The organism is Saccharothrix hoggarensis (genome assembly GCF_042678885.1).
GTDB classification, from domain to species: Bacteria; Actinomycetota; Actinomycetes; order Mycobacteriales; family Pseudonocardiaceae; genus Actinosynnema; species Actinosynnema hoggarensis.
The window spans coordinates 1-16,788 of the sequence record NZ_JBHTLK010000156.1 but is presented as its reverse complement, the minus strand read 5'-3'; the positions used below and the strand labels follow the sequence as shown (position 1 = coordinate 16,788).

The 16,788-nt window shown below is 72.3% G+C and carries 17 protein-coding genes and 1 pseudogene; 10 read left to right on the top strand and 8 right to left on the bottom strand.

The genetic code is table 11. The annotated features are described in order from the left end of the window. The 5 genes from ACFQ3T_RS24960 to ACFQ3T_RS24940 form a co-directional block, all read left to right on the top strand. The coding region (locus tag ACFQ3T_RS24960) for a helix-turn-helix domain-containing protein (RefSeq protein WP_380726447.1) at positions 1-217 on the top strand (217 nt) is incomplete at its 5' end. Between the two features lie 32 nt (positions 218-249). Next, positions 250-666 carry an acyl-CoA thioesterase gene (locus tag ACFQ3T_RS24955; protein ID WP_380726445.1) on the top strand — a complete coding sequence of 139 codons (417 nt, stop codon included), beginning with the start codon at positions 250-252 and terminating at the stop codon, positions 664-666. Beyond that, positions 663-1,757, top strand: a complete 1,095-nt coding sequence (locus tag ACFQ3T_RS24950) for a zinc-binding dehydrogenase (RefSeq protein WP_380726443.1) — start codon at positions 663-665, stop codon at positions 1,755-1,757. Before ACFQ3T_RS24955 ends, ACFQ3T_RS24950 begins: the two co-directional genes overlap by 4 nt. 86 nt (positions 1,758-1,843) lie before the next feature. Beyond that, on the top strand, positions 1,844-2,659 hold the full coding sequence (locus ACFQ3T_RS24945; RefSeq protein ID WP_380726441.1) for a cyclase family protein: 816 nt from the start codon (positions 1,844-1,846) through the stop codon (positions 2,657-2,659). 66 nt (positions 2,660-2,725) lie between these two features. Next, positions 2,726-2,935, top strand: a complete 210-nt coding sequence (locus ACFQ3T_RS24940) for a DUF2795 domain-containing protein (protein ID WP_380726439.1) — start codon at positions 2,726-2,728, stop codon at positions 2,933-2,935. 10 nt (positions 2,936-2,945) lie between these two features. Here ACFQ3T_RS24940 and ACFQ3T_RS24935 read toward each other — a convergent pair whose 3' ends face one another. Then, the gene (locus tag ACFQ3T_RS24935; RefSeq protein WP_380726437.1) at positions 2,946-4,157 is read right to left on the bottom strand and encodes a serine/threonine-protein kinase; all 1,212 of its coding nucleotides are present in this window, start codon (positions 4,155-4,157) and stop codon (positions 2,946-2,948) included. Between the two features lie 100 nt (positions 4,158-4,257). Next, positions 4,258-5,769 carry a diguanylate cyclase domain-containing protein gene (locus ACFQ3T_RS24930; protein ID WP_380726435.1) on the bottom strand — a complete coding sequence of 504 codons (1,512 nt, stop codon included), beginning with the start codon at positions 5,767-5,769 and terminating at the stop codon, positions 4,258-4,260. Between the two features lie 59 nt (positions 5,770-5,828). Between ACFQ3T_RS24930 and ACFQ3T_RS24925 the strand changes: the two genes are divergently transcribed. Together ACFQ3T_RS24925 and ACFQ3T_RS24920 are read left to right on the top strand one after the other, a co-directional pair. Beyond that, positions 5,829-6,347, top strand: coding sequence for a MarR family winged helix-turn-helix transcriptional regulator (locus ACFQ3T_RS24925; protein WP_380726433.1), 519 nt, complete (start codon positions 5,829-5,831; stop codon positions 6,345-6,347). Further along, on the top strand, positions 6,266-6,652 hold the full coding sequence (locus ACFQ3T_RS24920) for a DUF4360 domain-containing protein (RefSeq protein WP_380726431.1): 387 nt from the start codon (positions 6,266-6,268) through the stop codon (positions 6,650-6,652). The genes ACFQ3T_RS24925 and ACFQ3T_RS24920 overlap by 82 nt, the downstream gene beginning before the upstream one ends. Here ACFQ3T_RS24920 and ACFQ3T_RS24915 read toward each other — a convergent pair. Next, positions 6,649-6,915, bottom strand: coding sequence for a hypothetical protein (locus ACFQ3T_RS24915; protein WP_380726449.1), 267 nt, complete (start codon positions 6,913-6,915; stop codon positions 6,649-6,651). The genes ACFQ3T_RS24920 and ACFQ3T_RS24915 overlap by 4 nt on opposite strands. Here ACFQ3T_RS24915 and ACFQ3T_RS24910 point away from each other — a divergent pair. Then, positions 6,839-7,368 (top strand): annotated as a pseudogene (locus ACFQ3T_RS24910) (DUF4360 domain-containing protein). The gene ACFQ3T_RS24915 and the pseudogene ACFQ3T_RS24910 overlap by 77 nt on opposite strands. A 93-nt stretch (positions 7,369-7,461) precedes the next feature. Beyond that, positions 7,462-7,692 (top strand): hypothetical protein, encoded by a 231-nt coding sequence (locus ACFQ3T_RS24905; protein WP_380726429.1) that lies wholly within the window; start codon positions 7,462-7,464, stop codon positions 7,690-7,692. An 83-nt stretch (positions 7,693-7,775) separates the two neighbouring features. Here ACFQ3T_RS24905 and ACFQ3T_RS24900 read toward each other — a convergent pair whose 3' ends face one another. The 4 genes from ACFQ3T_RS24900 to ACFQ3T_RS24885 form a co-directional block, all read right to left on the bottom strand. Next, positions 7,776-9,227, bottom strand: coding sequence for a glutamate synthase subunit beta (locus tag ACFQ3T_RS24900; RefSeq protein WP_380726427.1), 1,452 nt, complete (start codon positions 9,225-9,227; stop codon positions 7,776-7,778). Next, positions 9,220-13,740: a glutamate synthase large subunit gene (gene gltB, locus ACFQ3T_RS24895; protein WP_380726425.1), complete on the bottom strand. Its 4,521-nt coding sequence runs from the start codon at positions 13,738-13,740 to the stop codon at positions 9,220-9,222. The genes ACFQ3T_RS24900 and gltB overlap by 8 nt, the downstream gene beginning before the upstream one ends. Before the next feature lie 402 nt (positions 13,741-14,142). After that, entirely contained in the window at positions 14,143-14,355 is a 213-nt protein-coding gene (locus tag ACFQ3T_RS24890) for a hypothetical protein (RefSeq protein WP_380726424.1), read from the bottom strand. Between the two features lie 140 nt (positions 14,356-14,495). Beyond that, a complete protein-coding gene (locus ACFQ3T_RS24885; RefSeq protein ID WP_380726422.1) occupies positions 14,496-15,200 on the bottom strand; it encodes a VIT1/CCC1 transporter family protein in 705 nt (234 codons plus the stop codon). Between the two features lie 179 nt (positions 15,201-15,379). On the opposite strand from ACFQ3T_RS24885, the gene ACFQ3T_RS24880 reads away from it, so the two are divergent. Further along, positions 15,380-16,000, top strand: a complete 621-nt coding sequence (locus ACFQ3T_RS24880; RefSeq protein ID WP_380726420.1) for a peptidoglycan recognition protein family protein — start codon at positions 15,380-15,382, stop codon at positions 15,998-16,000. A 148-nt stretch (positions 16,001-16,148) separates the two neighbouring features. Here the strand turns inward: ACFQ3T_RS24880 and ACFQ3T_RS24875 are convergent, their stop codons facing one another. Further along, a complete protein-coding gene (locus tag ACFQ3T_RS24875; protein WP_380726418.1) occupies positions 16,149-16,691 on the bottom strand; it encodes a hypothetical protein in 543 nt (180 codons plus the stop codon). Positions 16,692-16,788: the final 97 nt, after the last annotated feature.

Sequence of the window (16,788 nt, the reverse complement as noted above, 5' to 3'; positions counted from 1 at the left end):
GGCCGACCGGGCCGCCGGGCGCGCCACCGCGGACCCCACCGCCGGGCTGACGCCGCAGCAGGCGCAGATCGCCCGCCTGGTCGCCGAGGGCGCGACCAACCGGGAGGTCGCCGCGCGGCTGTTCCTGAGCCACCGCACCGTCGAGCACCACCTGCGGAACATCTTCGCCAGGCTCGAGGTGCGGTCCCGGGTCGAGCTCACCCGGATGCTCGACTGAACCAGGAGGTCGTGTGGCAATCAGGAGGTCGCGTGCGTGAGGACTACCCGCACTGGCAGCGGATCCCCACCCGGTGGCACGACAACGACGTGTACGGCCACGTCAACAACGTCGTGCACTACGCCTTCATGGACACGGTGATCAACACCTGGTTGATCGCCGAGGGCGGGTTGGACATCCACCGCGGCCAGGCGATCGGGCTGTGCGTCGAGTCCCACTGCAACTACCGCGCGTCCGTGGCGTTCCCCGAGGCGGTCGACGCGGGCCTGCGGATCGGCCACCTCGGCCGTTCCAGCGTCCGCTACGAGCTGGGCTTCTACCCCGAAGGACGGGACGAGGTGGTCGCCGAAGGCCACTTCGTGCACGTCTTCACCGACCGCGGCACCCGCAAGCCGGTGCCGATCCCGACCGAACTGCGTGCCGCGATGGAAGGACTGGTGGTCGCGTGAAGGGCGCCGTGCTGACGGAGGTCGGAGGACCGCTCCAGGTGCTCGACCTCGACCTGGACCCGCCGGGTCCGGGCGAGCTGCTGGTGCGGGTGCGCGCCACCGGGCTGTGCCACTCCGACCTGTCGGTGGTCGACGGCTCGCGCGTCCGGCCGCTGCCGATGGTGCTCGGCCACGAGGCCGCGGGCGAGGTCGTGGAGACGGGGCCCGGCGCGTCGGAGTTCGCCGTCGGCGACCGGGTGGTGCTGTCGTTCGTGCCCGCGTGTGGCGCGTGCCGGCGGTGCGTGTCCGGGCGGCAGGCGCTGTGCGAGCCCGGTGCGGCGGCCAACCGCGAGGGCACGTTGCTGAGCGGCGCACGCCGGCTCCGGCTGCCCGACGGCACGCGGCCGAACCACCACCTGGGCGTGTCCGGGTTCGCCGAGTACGCCGTGGTGTCGGAGAAGTCGGCGACCGCCGTGCCCGCCGACCTGCCGTTCGAGGTCGCGGCCCTGTTCGGGTGCGCGGTGCTCACCGGCGCGGGCGCGGCGTTCCACAGCGCGAACGTGGTGCCGGGGGACCGGGTGGCGGTGTTCGGGCTCGGCGGTGTCGGGCTCGCCGCGCTCCTCGCGGCACGGGCGGCCGGCGCGGCCCAGGTCGTCGCGGTGGACGTGGTGGAGCACAAGCGGGCGCTGGCGCGGAAGCTGGGCGCGACGCACGACGTGGCCGGCGGTCCGGACGCGGTGGCGGCGGTGCGGGACCTGACCGGCGGCGGCGCGGACAAGGTCATCGACACGACCGGGGTCGCGGCCGTGCTGGAGCAGGCGTACCTGGCGACCGCCGCGGGCGGCACGACGGTGACGGTCGGCCTGCCGCACCCCGACCGCACGATCTCGCTCAACGCGTTGAGCCTGGTGGCCGAGGAACGCACCCTGAAGGGCAGCTACCTCGGCTCGTGCGTGCCGCGGCGGGACGTGCCCCGGTTCGTCGACCTCTACCTGGCCGGGCTCCTGCCCGTGCCGGAACTGCTGTCGGGTCGGCTCACCCTCGACGAGGTGAACACCGGGTTCGACCGTTTGGCTTCCGGAGATGCCGTCCGGCAGGTCATCGTCATGTGATCACCCAGCCGGTACCGTTGCCCGGATCGGGTGACGGCTAGGCAGAGGAGTGGTCTTCGGTGCGGAGACGGTCGATGCTCGCGGGTGTGGCGACAGCGGTGGGCGGCATGATCGCGGCGGGCAGCGGGTCGGCCGGCGCGGCCGGGCGGCCCGGCCAACTCGCCCTGTGCGACTACCGGTTGGTGAACCTGGCGCACGTCAACGACCCGGACCGGACGAACGTGTACCCCGGCGACCCGGCGTTCACGCTCACCACCGTCACGACGGTGCCGGAGCACGGGTTCTACCTGCAGTACGTGGAGCAGGGCGAGCACACCGGCACGCACTGGGGCGCGCCCGCCCACTTCAACGACGACCAGCCGTACGCCGACGAGCTGGACGCCGAGGACCTGTTCCTGCCCGCGGTGAAGGTCGACGTGCGGGCGCAGGCCGCCGCGAACGCCGACTACGAGGTGACCGTCGCCGACCTCCAGCGCTGGGAGCAGCGGCACGGCCGCATCCCGAACGAGGCGGCGGTCGTGCTGTGGACCGGGTGGGAGGCCCGCTGGGGCACGCCGGCGTTCTTCAACTTCGACGCCGCCGGCCAGATGCACCAGCCGGGCTTCTCGCTGGAAGCCGTGCAGTGGCTGGTGAACACCGGCCGGCTCGGCCGTCGCGGCGCGCTGGGCACCGACACGTTCAGCCCCGAGCCCGCCACCGACGTCGAGTACCGCGTGTCCAAGCTGCTCTACCGCGAGCACCGGATCAGCCTGGAGATCCTGGCGAACCTGGCGCAGCTGCCCGAGCAGGGCGCGCACATCCTGGTCGGCGGCACGGTCAACCGCCGCGGCTCCGGCTCGCCGGCCAGCATCTACGCGTTCGTGCCCAAGGTGACGGGCCGCTTGCCGCGGGAGGGCCGGTAGTCGCGACGTGTCGGGCCGCCGGCGCCGGGTAACCGGTGGGCTACGTGCCGAGGCGGAAGGATGGCGATGAGCGACACGACGACGGTGAGCAGGTTGCGCAACGTGCTGGGCGACGTGGTCTACCCGGCGGACAAGGGCCAGTTGGTGGACCACGCGTCGCGCAACAACGCGGACGAGGACACCGTCCACGCGTTGCACTCGATCCCGGAGGGACGCTACGAGTCCTTCGACGAGGTGGTCGCGTCGGTCGAGATCGACGAGCGGCGCGACGTCTGACCGCCGCCCGTCACCGGCCGTTCTTGCCGGCCTTGCCGGGGACCTCGTCGGAACCCTTGCCGCGCTTCGGCTTGTCGGCGGCCGGGCCGGCCTGCTCCCGCGTCGAGGCCTCCTGCTCCGGCGTGGCGGGCGGAGGCGTGGTGTCCGCGCCCTGGGGCGTGCCGACGAACCGGGGCTGGACCGGCTCCGGCGACTGGGTCGACGGGACGGGCTCTTCGGGGGCGGCCTGCTGCGTCGCGGTCACGGTCGCGGCCGGCGACGAGGTGGTGGGCCGTTCCTCGGAGATCGCGGCAACCGTGATCGCGAACGCGCCCACCAGCGCGCCCGCCGAGGCCACGAGCCCCTTCCACGGGACGCGCGCGGCACGGGGGAGTTCTTCGGTGGGATCGCCGGTCTCGGGCTCGACGCCCGCGCCGCCGAACAGCGGGGTTCCCGTGCGCAGGGCCGACGCGCAGTCGTGCGCGGTTGGGCGGTCCTGCGGCATGGACGACGTCATCGCCTCCAGCAGTCGGCGGACGTCGGCGGGCAGGTCCTCCGGGACGGCCGGAGCGCGGTGCAGCCGGGCGACCGCTGCCTCGACCTCGGTGCCCTGGTACTCGCGTCGGCCGGTCACGCACTCCAGGAGGACCAGGCCCAGCGCGTAGACGTCGGCCGGGTGGTCGATGTCGGTGCCGAGCACCTGTTCCGGGGCGAGGTACGCGGCGGTGCCCACGAGCTGGTTCGTGCGGGTCAGCCGCGTGGCGCCGGTCAGGTGGGCCAGGCCGAAGTCGGCGAGGTAGGCGTCGCCCTCGTGGTCGAGCAGGATGTTCGACGGCTTCACGTCGCGGTGCACCAGGCCGTGCGCGTGGACGTGCGCCAGCGCGTCGGCCAGCCGGGCGCCGAGCCGGCGCGCCTCGTCGAGGGGCAGCGGGCCGTCGGCGAGCCGGTCGCGCAGGGTCGGGCCTTCGACCAGGCGCAACACGACGAACGGCGTGCGCCCGGTGGTGTCGGCGTCGTAGACGGAGACCAGCGCGGGGTGGGAGAGCCCGGCCAGGACGCGCACCTCGTTGTCGAACCGCTGCGCGCCGGCGGGGTCCAGGCCGGGCAGGAACAGCTTGATGGCGACGTGCCGCTGAAGGACGGTGTCCCAGGCCCGGTGGACCTCGGCCATGCCGCCGATCCCGATGGGTTCGAGGAGCCGGTAGCGGTCGGCCAACACGTTGTCGCTTACCGAGGGTGACACCGCGGTACCTCCGGTCGCGTGAACAGGACGTTCCCGAATGCCCTGACATTGCGCAGCGCAAACAGGGAGTCCTCGCCGAGGTGCGCAACCCGTGTCACTCCTACGGGTGGATGACCAGACCCCGGCCGCCGTCGCGCTTGGCCTCGTACATGGCCTTGTCGGCGCGTTTGAGCACGGACTGGGCGGTGGCCTCGGGGTCGTGGTTCGCGCAGATCACCACGCCGACGGACGCGCTGATCTCCTCGCCGAGCGTGTCGAGGATGCGGAACGCCACCTGCTCGGGCTCCTCCACGCCCTGGACGAGGACGCCGAACTCGTCGCCGCCGAGCCGGGCCACCACGTCGGTGTCGCGGACGCACTGCCGCAGCCGCTGGGCGACCTGTTCGAGCATCGCGTCGCCGTGCGCGTGGCCGGAGGCGTCGTTGACCGCCTTGAAGTCGTCGAGGTCGACGAACAGCAGCCCGAACGGCGTGCCGTCGCGGTGGTGCTCGGTCAGCGCGTCGTCCAGCCTGCGCTCGAACACGGCCCGGTTGGCCAGCCCGGTGAGCGGGTCGTGGTGCGCCTGGTGCGTCAACGTGCGTTCGGAGTCCCGCAACAGCAGGACCAGCTTGGTGTTGTCCACGAGGGTGACGAGCTGCCGCAGGATGACCGCGACGAACACGGTGAAGCCGCAGGCGATCTCGACCCCGTCCAACGGCCGCAGGTCGCCGATGAGCGTGCGGCGCAGCACGAGCACCGTGCTGACCAGCAGCGGGACGTACGGCATCAGCAGGTAGGCCCACTGCCAGGACCGGCGGTTGCGGGTGGACCCGGCCAGCGCGCCCGGCGGCGGCGCGAGCGCGGCCAGCGCGATCAGCGCCGGACCGACCACGAAACCCGCGTTGGCGAGCGGCGGCACCTCGGGCGCCTGGATGCTGACCAGGTAGGCGAAGGCGAAGTCGGACGCGGCGAGGCACACCAGGCCGAGCCCGAGCAGCCGCAGCTGGGGGCGCAGCACGACCTTCCGGTCCGCGCTCAGCACCACCACGATGACCAGCAGCGCGAGGTCGGTCACGGGGTAGGCGATGGCCACCAGGAACGCCGCCGTGCTGGGGTTGCCCGCGGCGACGAGCCCGCCGAGCGACGTCGTCCACGTGAGCACGAACAGCGACCCGACGACGATCAGGCCGTCCAGCAGCAGCACCAGGCGAGCGCTGCGGGACCGGCGGTCCAGCAGGGCGTCGGGCGACTCGGAGCGGCGGAAGTTGCCGATGACCAGCAGCGCGACGAACGCGCACGGGACGATGCTCAGGTACCCGGCGTCCGCGGGCGACGGCGACGGCACGGCCCGCCGCTCGACCAACTGGTACCACGTCCACAGGGCCTGGCCGGTGGACCAGCCGGCCATGCCGAGGCCCATCGCGTACCGCCAGCGCCGGTCCGGGCCCGTGGCGCGGCGCGCCGTCCACCAGCAGCAGCCCGTGGCGAACAGGCCCGTGGCGAGCTGGGCCAGGTCGTCCAGCACGACGGCGGCCTCGCCCTTGACCACGTCGAAGCTCGCGGCCACGGACGCGGCGGTGGCGAGCACCAGCACGACCGAGGCCGTGGTGGCGAACCGCCTCGTCCCGATCACGCCGGCCAGTGTGCCGCATTCGGGTCCCGTCGGCCGGGTCGCCCTGCGAGGATCGGCGGGTGGCAGAGCACGAGGTTCCCGTCGCCGACGACGTGGTGACGGAGCACGACTACGAGCGCTTCGCGCGGCACCGGATCGCGGAACTGGGCGGCAACGCCGACGCGTTCGGCCTCTCCTACAACGTGCTGCACCTGGCCTACATGATGATCACCGACTACGAGGCGCTGGTGCACCGCGAGCAGGGCTGGACCATGCCCGGGTTCCGGTTGATGTTCAAGCTGTGGATCCTCGGCCCGACGCAGCCCGCGCGGTTGGCGGACCTGACCGGCACGACCCGGTCGGCGATGTCGAACCTGATCAACACCCTGGAGCGGGCCGGGCTGGTGGAGCGGACCAGGGACGGCCAGGACCGGCGGGTGGTGTTCGTGGCGCTCACCGACGCGGGGCGCGCCGCCGTGTCGGGGGTCTTCCCGCACCAGAACGGGCGCGAGGCGCGGTGGTTCGAGGTGCTGGACGACGACGAGCGCGAGGTGCTCGTGCGGCTGATCCGACGAGTGGTCGCCGCCCGGCCCAACTAGCACGCCGCTCCCGCGTCTTCTTTCGGCATTGTCGCGAATTCAACGAACGCGCGGTCCGGAAGTGGGATGACACCGCGCGCCGGGCCCACACGTTCAACGGCCCGTACAGCGACAACTGGCAGGCCACCGATTCCACGGACTGGTCCGCCATCGTCTACGCGCCGTGCGGGGAACAGCGGATGCTGAACATCAACACCGAACTCCGGGTCACCGCGGGGACGTCCGCCGGCACGAGCTTCATGGTGATGGATTCGACCGACAGCAACGTGAGCACGACGTACCACTTCTCGTGGAAGCGCTGCTAGCCGCTCACGGGCGACGGTCGACCGGCCCCTGATCTGCGTAATTCGCCGCCGATTTCCGTTCGAGGACGAGTCGGAAGGTGCTCCATGTTCAATTTCGTGGTGGCCGCCAGCATGGCGGCGGCGATCGTCATCCCGCCCGGCGGCGCGCCGAACAGCACACCCCCGCCGGACCACATGACCATCGACGTGGTGACCGTCAACGGATCGGGCTGCCCGGCCGGCACCGCCGCGGTGGCGGTGTCACCGGACAACAAGGCGTTCACCGTCACCTACAGCCAGTTCATGGCGCAGGTCGGTGTCGGGGCGCTGCCCACCGACTTCCGGAAGAACTGCCAGCTCAACCTGAGGCTGAACATCCCGCAGGGGTTCACCTACGGCATCGCGCAGGCCGACTACCGCGGCTTGCGCACCTGGAGCGGGGCGCGACCGGTCTGGAACGGGCGAACTACTACTTCCAGGGCATGTCGCCGACGGCGTACCAGAACCACACCTACGCCGGTCCGCTCAGCGACGACTGGCAGGCGACCGACACCACCGAACTGGCCGCGATCGTCTACCACCCGTGCGGTGAACAGCGCCTGTTCAACATCAACACCGAGTTGCGGGTGAACGCGGGCACGTCCGACCCGACGACGACCACGAGCTTCATGTCGATGGACTCCACGGACGGCAGCGTCGAGACGACGTACCACTTCGCCTGGAAGACCTGCCCGTAGGCGACCGGCTCCGGTGACCGGACCCCGGTGGGCGGCGGGCCCCCGCCCACCGGGGCCGACCGGACCGGACCCGGCGCGCACGAGCGGTGCGGTGTGACGAACGACGTCCCCGCACCGCTTGACCTGGTGCCGAACCTCAAGGCGGTGCTGCTGCTGGGGGTCGTCGCCCGCGACGAGTGGAACCGTCCGGGACCCACGGCCGCGCTGGGCCGCCGCGTCCCGGTGATCACGGCGCCGATGCCGAGCCCGATGGGCCTGCGGCACGCCGGGGCGTCGGACCGCGTGCGAGAGGCGTTCGACCGGCTCGCGGAGGCGCTGGGCTGACGAACCGCGTGGCCGGACGACGTTGGCCGGCCACGCGGGGTAGGGGGTCCCAGGGCGCACGTCGTTGTGCGCCCCGGGACGGCTCACACGAGCGGCCGGTCGGTCGGCTCGATCGGCCGCGGCAGGACGTGCCTGCCGGTCAGGTAGGCGTCCACGCCGGCGGCGGCCGAGCGGCCCTCCGCGATGGCCCACACGATCAACGACTGGCCGCGTCCCATGTCGCCGGCCACGAACACGCCGTCGACGGAGGTGGCGAACGAGTCGTCGCGGGCGACGTTGCCCCGCGGGTCCAGGTCGACGCCCAGGTCGGTGACGAGGCCGTCCTTCTCCGGGCCGACGAAGCCCATCGCCAACGTCACCAGCTGCGCCGGGATCTCCCGCTCGGTGCCCGGCACCGGCTCGAACCGGCCACCGGACGCCTGGACCTCGACCAGCTTCAGCGCGCGCACCGCGCCCTCGTCGTCACCGAGGAACTCCACGGTGGAGACCGAGTACAGGCGCTCGCCGCCCTCCTCGTGGGCCGACGTCACCCGGTACAGCATCGGGTACGTCGGCCACGGGTTGGCCTCGGCGCGCTTCTCCGGCGGCCGGGGCATGATCTCCAGCTGCGTCACCGACAGCGCGCCCTGGCGGTGAGCGGTGCCCACGCAGTCCGCGCCGGTGTCGCCGCCGCCGATCACGACGACGTGCTTGCCCTCGGCGGTGATCGGCGGCACGTCCAGCTCGCCGCGCGCCACCTTGTTCGCCCACGGCAGGTACTCCATCGCCTGGTGCACGCCGGACAGCTCCCGACCCGGCACGGGCAGGTCACGCCACGCCGTCGCGCCGCCCGCGAGGACCACCGCGTCGTAGGACTCCCGCAGCTCCTCGACCGTGACGTCGACGCCGACGTTCACGCCCGTCCGGAACTCGGTGCCCTCGGCCCGCATCTGGTCGAGCCGGCGGTCCAGCCGCCACTTCTCCATCTTGAACTCGGGGATGCCGTACCGCAGCAACCCGCCGATGGCGTCGGCCCGCTCCAGCACCACCACGTCGTGGCCGGCGCGGGTCAGCTGCTGCGCGGCGGCCAGGCCCGCGGGCCCGGAGCCGACCACGGCGACCTTGCGGCCGGTGCGCGTCGCGGGCGGCTGCGGCGTCACCCAGCCCTCGTCCCAGGCCCGGTCGATGATCGAGATCTCGACCCGCTTGATGGTGACGGGATCGCCGTTGATCCCCACCACGCACGCGGCCTCGCACGGAGCCGGGCACAACGTCCCCGTGAACTCGGGGAAGTTGTTTGTGGCGTGCAGGCGTTCCGACGCCAGCCGCCAGTCCTCCTTCCACACCAGGTTGTTCCAGTCGGGGATCAGGTTCCCGAGCGGACAGCCCTGGTGGCAGAACGGGATGCCGCAGTCCATGCACCGGCCGGCCTGCTTCTCCAGCTTGGGCCGCTCGAACTCCTCGTAGACCTCGCGCCAGTCGCGCAGGCGCAGGAACACGGGACGGCTGCGGGGGGTCTCACGCTCGGTGGTGAGGAACCCACGAGGGTCAGCCATGAGACGCCTCCATGATCGCTTCGTTGACGTCCCGGCCCTCCAGCTCGGCCCGGGCCTGTGCCGCCAGGACCCGCTTGTAGTCCTTCGGCATGACCTTGGTGAACCGCTCCACCGCCAGGTCCCAGTCGGCGAGCAGCGCGTGCGCCACCGCCGAGTCGGTCTCCAGGTAGTGCTTCTCCACCGCGCCGCGCAGGAACTCGCGGTCCGCGTCGGCCAACGGGTCGAGGTCCACCATCTCGGGGTTGACCCGCGGCACGGCCGCGTCCAGCACGTAGGCGATGCCGCCGGACATGCCCGCGGCGAAGTTGCGCCCGGTCGGGCCGAGCACGACCACCCGACCGCCGGTCATGTACTCGCACCCGTGGTCGCCCACGCCCTCGACGACGGCCAGCGCGCCCGAGTTGCGCACGCAGAACCGCTCGCCGACCTTGCCGCGCAGGAAGATCTCGCCGCCGGTCGCGCCGTAGCCGATCACGTTGCCCGCGATGATGTGCTGCTCGGCGGCGAACTGCGCGTCGGGCACCGGCCGGATGACGATCCGCCCGCCGGACAGGCCCTTGGCCACGTAGTCGTTGCCGTCGCCGATGAGCCGCAACGTGATGCCGCGCGGCAGGAACGCGCCGAACGACTGGCCCGCCGTGCCGGTGAACGTGATGTCGATGGTGTCGTCGGGCAGGCCCTCGCCGCCCCACCGCTTGGTCACCTCCGAGCCGAGCATGGTGCCGACGGTGCGGTTCACGTTGCGCACCGGCAGTTCCAGCCGCACCCGGTCACCGGACGCGATCGCGCCCTCGGCGAGCTGGATCAGCGTGTTGTCCAGCGCCTTGTCCAGCCCGTGGTCCTGGGCCACGACCTGGTGCCGCGCCGCGCCTTCCGGCAGCTCCGGCACGTGGAAGATCGGCGAGAGGTCGAGCCCGGCCGCCTTCCAGTGGTCCACGGCCGCCCGCGTGTCGAGCAGGTCCGCGTGCCCGACGGCCTCGGCCAGGGTGCGGAAACCGAGCTGCGCCAACAGCTCCCGCACCTCCTGCGCGACGAACTCGAAGAAGTTCACCACGTGCTCGGCCTTGCCCGCGAACTTCGCCCGCAGCACCGGGTTCTGCGTGGCCACGCCGACCGGGCAGGTGTCCAGGTGGCAGACCCGCATCATGATGCAGCCCGACACGACCAGGGGAGCGGTGGCGAAGCCGAACTCCTCCGCGCCGAGCAGCGCCGCGATCACCACGTCCCGCCCGGTCTTCAGCTGGCCGTCGGTCTGCACCACGATCCGGTCGCGCAACCGGTTGGCCAGCAACGTCTGCTGCGTCTCGGCCAGGCCCAGCTCCCACGGACCGCCCGCGTGCTTGATGGACGACAGGGGAGAGGCTCCGGTGCCGCCGTCGTGGCCCGAGATCAGCACGACGTCCGCGTGCGCCTTGGAGACGCCCGCCGCGACCGTGCCGACGCCGACCTCGGAGACGAGCTTCACGTGGATGCGCGCCGCCGGGTTGGCGTTCTTCAAGTCGTGGATCAGCTGGGCCAGGTCCTCGATCGAGTAGATGTCGTGGTGCGGCGGCGGCGAGATCAGGCCGACGCCGGGCGTGGAGTGCCGGGTCTTGGCGATCCACGGGTACACCTTCGCGCCGGGCAGCTGGCCGCCCTCGCCGGGCTTCGCGCCCTGCGCCATCTTGATCTGGATGTCGTCCGCGTTGACCAGGTACTCGCTCGTCACGCCGAACCGGCCCGACGCCACCTGCTTGATCGCCGAACGGCGGGAGTCGCCGTTGGCGTCGGGGGTGAACCGCTCGGCGTCCTCGCCGCCCTCGCCGGTGTTGGACTTCGCGCCCAGCCGGTTCATCGCGATCGCCAGCACCTCGTGCATCTCCTGCGAGATGGACCCGTAGGAGATGGCGCCGGTGGCGAACCGCTTCACGATGGACGAGACCGGCTCGACCTCCTCGATCGGCACCGGCTCGCGCACGCCCTCCTTGAACGCGAACAGCCCGCGCAGCGTCAACAGCCGCTTGGCCTGCTCGTCCACCGCGCGCGTGTACTCCTTGAAGATGTCGTAGCGCCCGGTGCGGGTGGAGTGCTGGAGCTTGAACACGGTCTGCGGGTTGAACAGGTGCGCCTCGCCCTCGCGGCGCCACTGGTAGTCGCCGCCGACCTCCAGCTCCCGGTGGTGCGGCCGCAGGCCGTCGGGCGGGAACGCCGTCCGGTGCCGCCGCGCGACCTCCTCGGCGATGACGTCGAAGCCGACGCCGCCGAGCCGCGAGGTGGTGCCGGTGAAGCAGGAGTCCACCACCTCGTCGCCGAGGCCGATCGCCTCGAAGATCTGCGCGCCGGTGTAGGACGCGACGGTCGAGACGCCCATCTTGGACATCGTCTTGCGGACGCCCTTGCCCAGCGCCTTGATCAGGTTGCGGGTGGCGACCTCCGGCTCGACGTCGGCCAGCTCCTCCACCGACGCCATGGCCAGGTAGGGGTTCACCGCCTTCGCGCCGTAGCCGATGAGCAGCGCGATGTGGTGCACCTCGCGCGCGTCGCCCGCCTCCACGATCAGGTCGACCTGGGTGCGGGTCTTCTCGCGCACGAGGTGGTGGTGCACCGCGCCGGTGAGCAGCAGCGACGGGATCGGCGCGTGGGTCGCGTCCACGCCCCGGTCCGACAGCACGACCAGCCGCGCGCCGTCCTCGATGGCCTGCGACACCTCGGCCCGGATCTCGTCCAGCCGGCGCACCAGCGCCTCGCCGCCGCCCGCGACCTCGTACAGGCCGCGCACGGTGAAGGTGCGGAACTCCGGCAGGGTGCCGTCGTCGTCCACGTGGACGAGCTTGGCCAGCTCGTCGTTGTCCAGCACCGGGAACGGCAGCGAGATCCGCCGGCACGACGACGCGTCCGCGCTCAGCAGGTTCGGCTCCGCGCCGAGCGTGGCGTGCAGCGAGGTCACCAGCTCCTCGCGGATCGCGTCCAGCGGCGGGTTGGTCACCTGGGCGAACAGCTGGGTGAAGTAGTCGAACAGCTGCCGCGGGCGGTCCGACAGCGGCGCGAACGGGGCGTCGTTGCCCATGGAGCCGATCGGCTCCGCGCCGGTGCGCGCCATCGGGTTGAGCAGGAGGGCCATCTCCTCCTCGGTGTAGCCGAACGCCTGCTGACGACGCACGAGGGACGAGTGCGTCGGCACCTCGCGCTCGCGCGCGGGCAGGTCCGCCAGGTGCAGGATGCCCTCGGCCACCCACTCCTGGTACGGGTGCTCGGCCGCGAGCTGACCCTTGATCTCCTCGTCGTCGATGATCCGCCCCTGGGCGGTGTCGACGAGGAACATCCGGCCCGGCTCCAGCCGGCCCTTGCGCACGATCGTGGCCGGGTCGAACTCCAGCACGCCCGCCTCGCTGCCGAGCACGACCAGGCCGTCCTCGGTGACCCAGTACCGGGCCGGGCGCAGGCCGTTGCGGTCCAGCACCGCGCCGATCAGCGTGCCGTCGGTGAACGACACCAGCGCCGGGCCGTCCCACGGCTCCATGAGCGTGGAGTGGAACTCGTAGAACGCGCGCCGTTGCGCGTCCATCTCGGCGTGGTTCTCCCACGCCTCGGGGATCATCATCAGCACCGCGTGCGGCAGGCTGCGCCCGCCGAGGTGCAGCAGCTCCAGCACCTCGTCGAACGTCGCCGAGTCGCTCGCGCCGCGGGTGATGACCGGGAACACCCGGGACAGGTCGCCGGGGATGAGGTCGGTGGCGAGGACCGACTCGCGCGCGTCCATCCAGTTGCGGTTGCCGCGCAGGGTGTTGATCTCGCCGTTGTGCGCCACGTACCGGTACGGGTGGGCCAGCGGCCACGACGGGAACGTGTTGGTGGAGAACCGGGAGTGCACCAGGCCGATGGAGCTCGTCACCCGCTCGTCGGTGAGGTCGGGGAAGAACTTCTCCACCTGCGGCTCGGTGAGCATGCCCTTGTAGACGATGGTGCGCCCGGACAGGCTCGGGAAGTACACGTCCGTGGCGTGCTCGACGCGCTTGCGGACGACGAAGGCCAGCCGCTCCAGCTCCAGGCCGTCCGGGGCCGCTCCGCCGGGGCGGGGTCCCTCGGGACCGGCGAGGAAGAGCTGGCTGAACGCGGGCATGGTGGTCTTCGCGGTGGGGCCGACGTGGTCGGCGTCCACCGGGAGTTCGCGCCAGCCGAGGACGGTGGCGCCCTCCTCGCGGGCGATGCGCTCGATCTCGGCCTTGACCTCGTCCTGGCCCTCGTGCGGGAGGAACGCGGTGCCGACCGCGTAGCCGCCCGGCTCGGGCAGCGGGAAGCCGACGACCTCGCGGTAGAACGCGTCGGGCACCTGGATCAGGATGCCCGCGCCGTCGCCGGTGTCCGGCTCGGCGCCACGCGCGCCCCGGTGCTCGAGGTTGCGCAAGGCCACCAAGGCCTGGCTCACGATCGCGTGATTTCTGCGACCGGCCAGGTCTGCGACGAACGCGACGCCACAGGCGTCGTGCTCGTACTGCGGGTCGTAGAGGCCGCCTCGCGGCTGGTGGTGGGTCACAACGGGCCCTCCCGTGGCGTCGTCTGTTCGCCCTCGTCTTTTGGGCAAACGGATGCGGCCGAACGCCCCGCGCGCGGCTTTACGCGGACAGCTCGGCCTGCTGGTACTGGCTGTGGATCCACGCCCGAGAGATCGTCGGCGTGGGACCGCACTCCGTTGTGCGGGACAACTGCACTTCCTTGTGCGCGCTCCCGGCGACCGGATGGGGTCGTCGAGGTGGCGCTGAGCGGTGCACCGGGGTTGCCGGGGTCTTGTGACGATAGTGTGAATTCGCGGTTATGGCTCTAGTCCGAGAGGGCGTCGTGGTGAATCACACCACTACTTGACGCCGTTCCGACCAGCGAGGTAGGGCTGGTCGGCCTAGAGTTTCGGCGAGTTCTATCGCTTCAGTGCAGTCTGAAATCAGCCTTTGGCGCGTCGGGAAGCTCTCAGGCAGCCGGCGGCGACGAGGAGGCACAAGCCCGCCACGGCGGTCTGCCACCACGCCGCCTCGCTCACCGCGACGATGACGTTCACGCCCGCCACCAGCGCGAACAGCGCCGCGAGGAGGGTCCAGACCCGGCGTTCGGCCTTCTCGTCGCGGGGGAACAGGACGAAGGTGGGCGGGTGCGTCACGGCGGAGACCTCCAGTCCGGGCTTGTCGCGCTCAACGGTGACAAGTCGGCTGCGGGTACCCGCACATTGCGTAGTCCACACCTTCGGGTGGTGACTTTTTTCGGACGGCTACGGAGGGTGTGCGCGCTCCGTGACTTCGGTCAGCCGACCGCTACGCCGAACAGGAGACCGACGTAGTACGTGACGACCATCGTGAGGCTGCCGACGACGACGTTCCGCCGCACCGCCCGGCCCACGCGGCTCGACCCGAGCCTGGCGCTGACCACCCCCGTCAGCGCCAGGCCCACCAGCACGGCCAGCGCGCACGCCCACACCCGCCAGGCCGTCGGCGGCAGCACGATGGCGACCAGCGGGATCACCGCGCCCGCCGCGAACGCCACCAGCGACGCCCACGCGGCCTGCCACGGGCTGGTCAGGTTGTCCGGGTCGATCTGGAGCTCGGCCTCGGCGTGGGCGCGCAGCGCGTCCTGCTCGGTCAGCTCGCGCGCCACCTTCGCGGCCAGGTCCTCGGACAGGCCCTTGTCCTGGTAGATGCCCGCCAGCTCGCGCTCCTCCTCCTCGGGCATCTCCCGCAGTTCGCGCTCCTCCAGCCGGAGCGCGGCGCGCTCGGTGTCCCGCTGGGTGCTGACGGAGACGTACTCGCCGCCCGCCATCGACAGCGAGCCCGCGACGAGCCCGGCGACCCCCGCGGCGAGGATGGTGGTGCGGTCCGCGGTCGCGCCCGCGACGCCGACGACGAGTCCCGCCGTCGAGACGATGCCGTCGTTCGCGCCGAGGACACCGGCGCGCAGCCAGTTGAGCCGGCCGGAGAGGTCGTCGCGGTGCGGTTCGCCGGGGTGCGTCATGACCGCGATCGAACCACCACTCGGCCATCGGGTGGAGTCCGCCACGCGAACGGGTGAGAGGCTGGACAGGGGGCCGGTGTCGGACGGTGAGCGGCCCGTGATCGGCCCCGGGGGTGACGAATCGGTGGCCGCGCGCGGGTTCCCTGTGATCAACTCCTGGACGGCGGAACGGGGGAGCGGTGGTCAGCAGGCGCGCGGTGTTGCTCGGGGCGGGCGCGGTGGTCGGGTTGGGCGCGTCGACGCTGCCGCCCCGACCCGCCCGGCGGCGGGTCGAGCCGTGCGCCGAGTGGGGCGCCCTGCCGCCCGCCGACCGGCCGGTGAGGGTGGACCGGAAGCCGGTGCGCCTCCTGATCCACCACACGGCCACCGAGAACGTGGCGGACGGGTCGCGGCGGCACGCGCACGAGCTGGCCAGGTTCTTCCAGCGCCTGCACGTGGGCCACGGGTGGGGCGACACCGGCCAGCACTTCACCGTCACGCGGGGCGGCGTGGTGCTGGAGGGGCGGCACGGGAGCCTGGACGCGCTGCTCGCGGGCGACCGGATGGTCGAGGGCGCGCACGCGTTCGGGCAGAACCGGAACTCGATCGGCATCGAGAACGAGGGCACGTACGTCGACGGGACGCCGCCCGCCGCGCAGTGGGACGCCCTGGTGTGGCTGTGCGCGGTGGTCTGCCGCCAGTACGGCATCCCGCCCCGGGAGATCCACGGCCACCGGGACTTCTGGGACGGCACGGTGTGCCCCGGCGACGCGTTCCACGCGCTGCTGCCGAGGCTGCGGGCCGAGGTCGCGCTGGCCTAGCGGCCGGCTCGTGCGGGTTGGCCGGGTTGCCTGGGCCGGCTGGGTCGGCCGAGTTGACCGAGTTGGGCGGGTCGCCCGAGTTGGACGAGTTGGGTGGGTCGGCGGCACGGGCTCGCCGGCGTCACCTCACACGTCGAAGTTTGTTCCGCTAGCCGGTCTCCACGATGCGCCACTGCGGCCCGCCGACCCAGGTCGCCTCCAGCCGTGACCGGTGGCCGGGGCCGGTGAACTCGACCACGACGGCGTCCGCGGGCTGCTCGACGGTGGCCGCGAAGCCCTGGCGCGGCGTGGCGGAGATGGGGTCGATCCCGCTGCGCGAGAAGCGGATCGCGGCCACGCCGCCGTGCAGGCGGAAGCTGCGCAGGTACACCGGCTCGCCGTCCTGCTCGGTCCACGTGCCCGCCTCGGACGGGAGGGGCGGCGGTGTGGTGGTAGTGGTCGTGGTGGTGGCGACCGCCGTCGTGGTCGGGGCGGCCGTCGCGACCACCGCCACCGTCGTCGTGGTGGTCGGGGCGACCGTGGTCGTCGTGGTGGTGGTGCGGATCGCGGATGACTGCGTGGGCCCCGCGACGACGCGAGGACGTTCGGGGACGCCCGCGTCGAGCACGAACCGGATGCCCAGCCAGGACAGCGCCACCGCGACCGCCGTCGACGCCGACCACGCGGCGAGGTACTGCAGGCCCCTGGTCACGCGGTCATCCTGCCGGCGGGCCCGTGGGCGCGAACCCCTGGCCGGGCGGCGTGGACGACGGGCATGGGCGGCGGGCGCGGTCAGGCGGCGGGGCCGG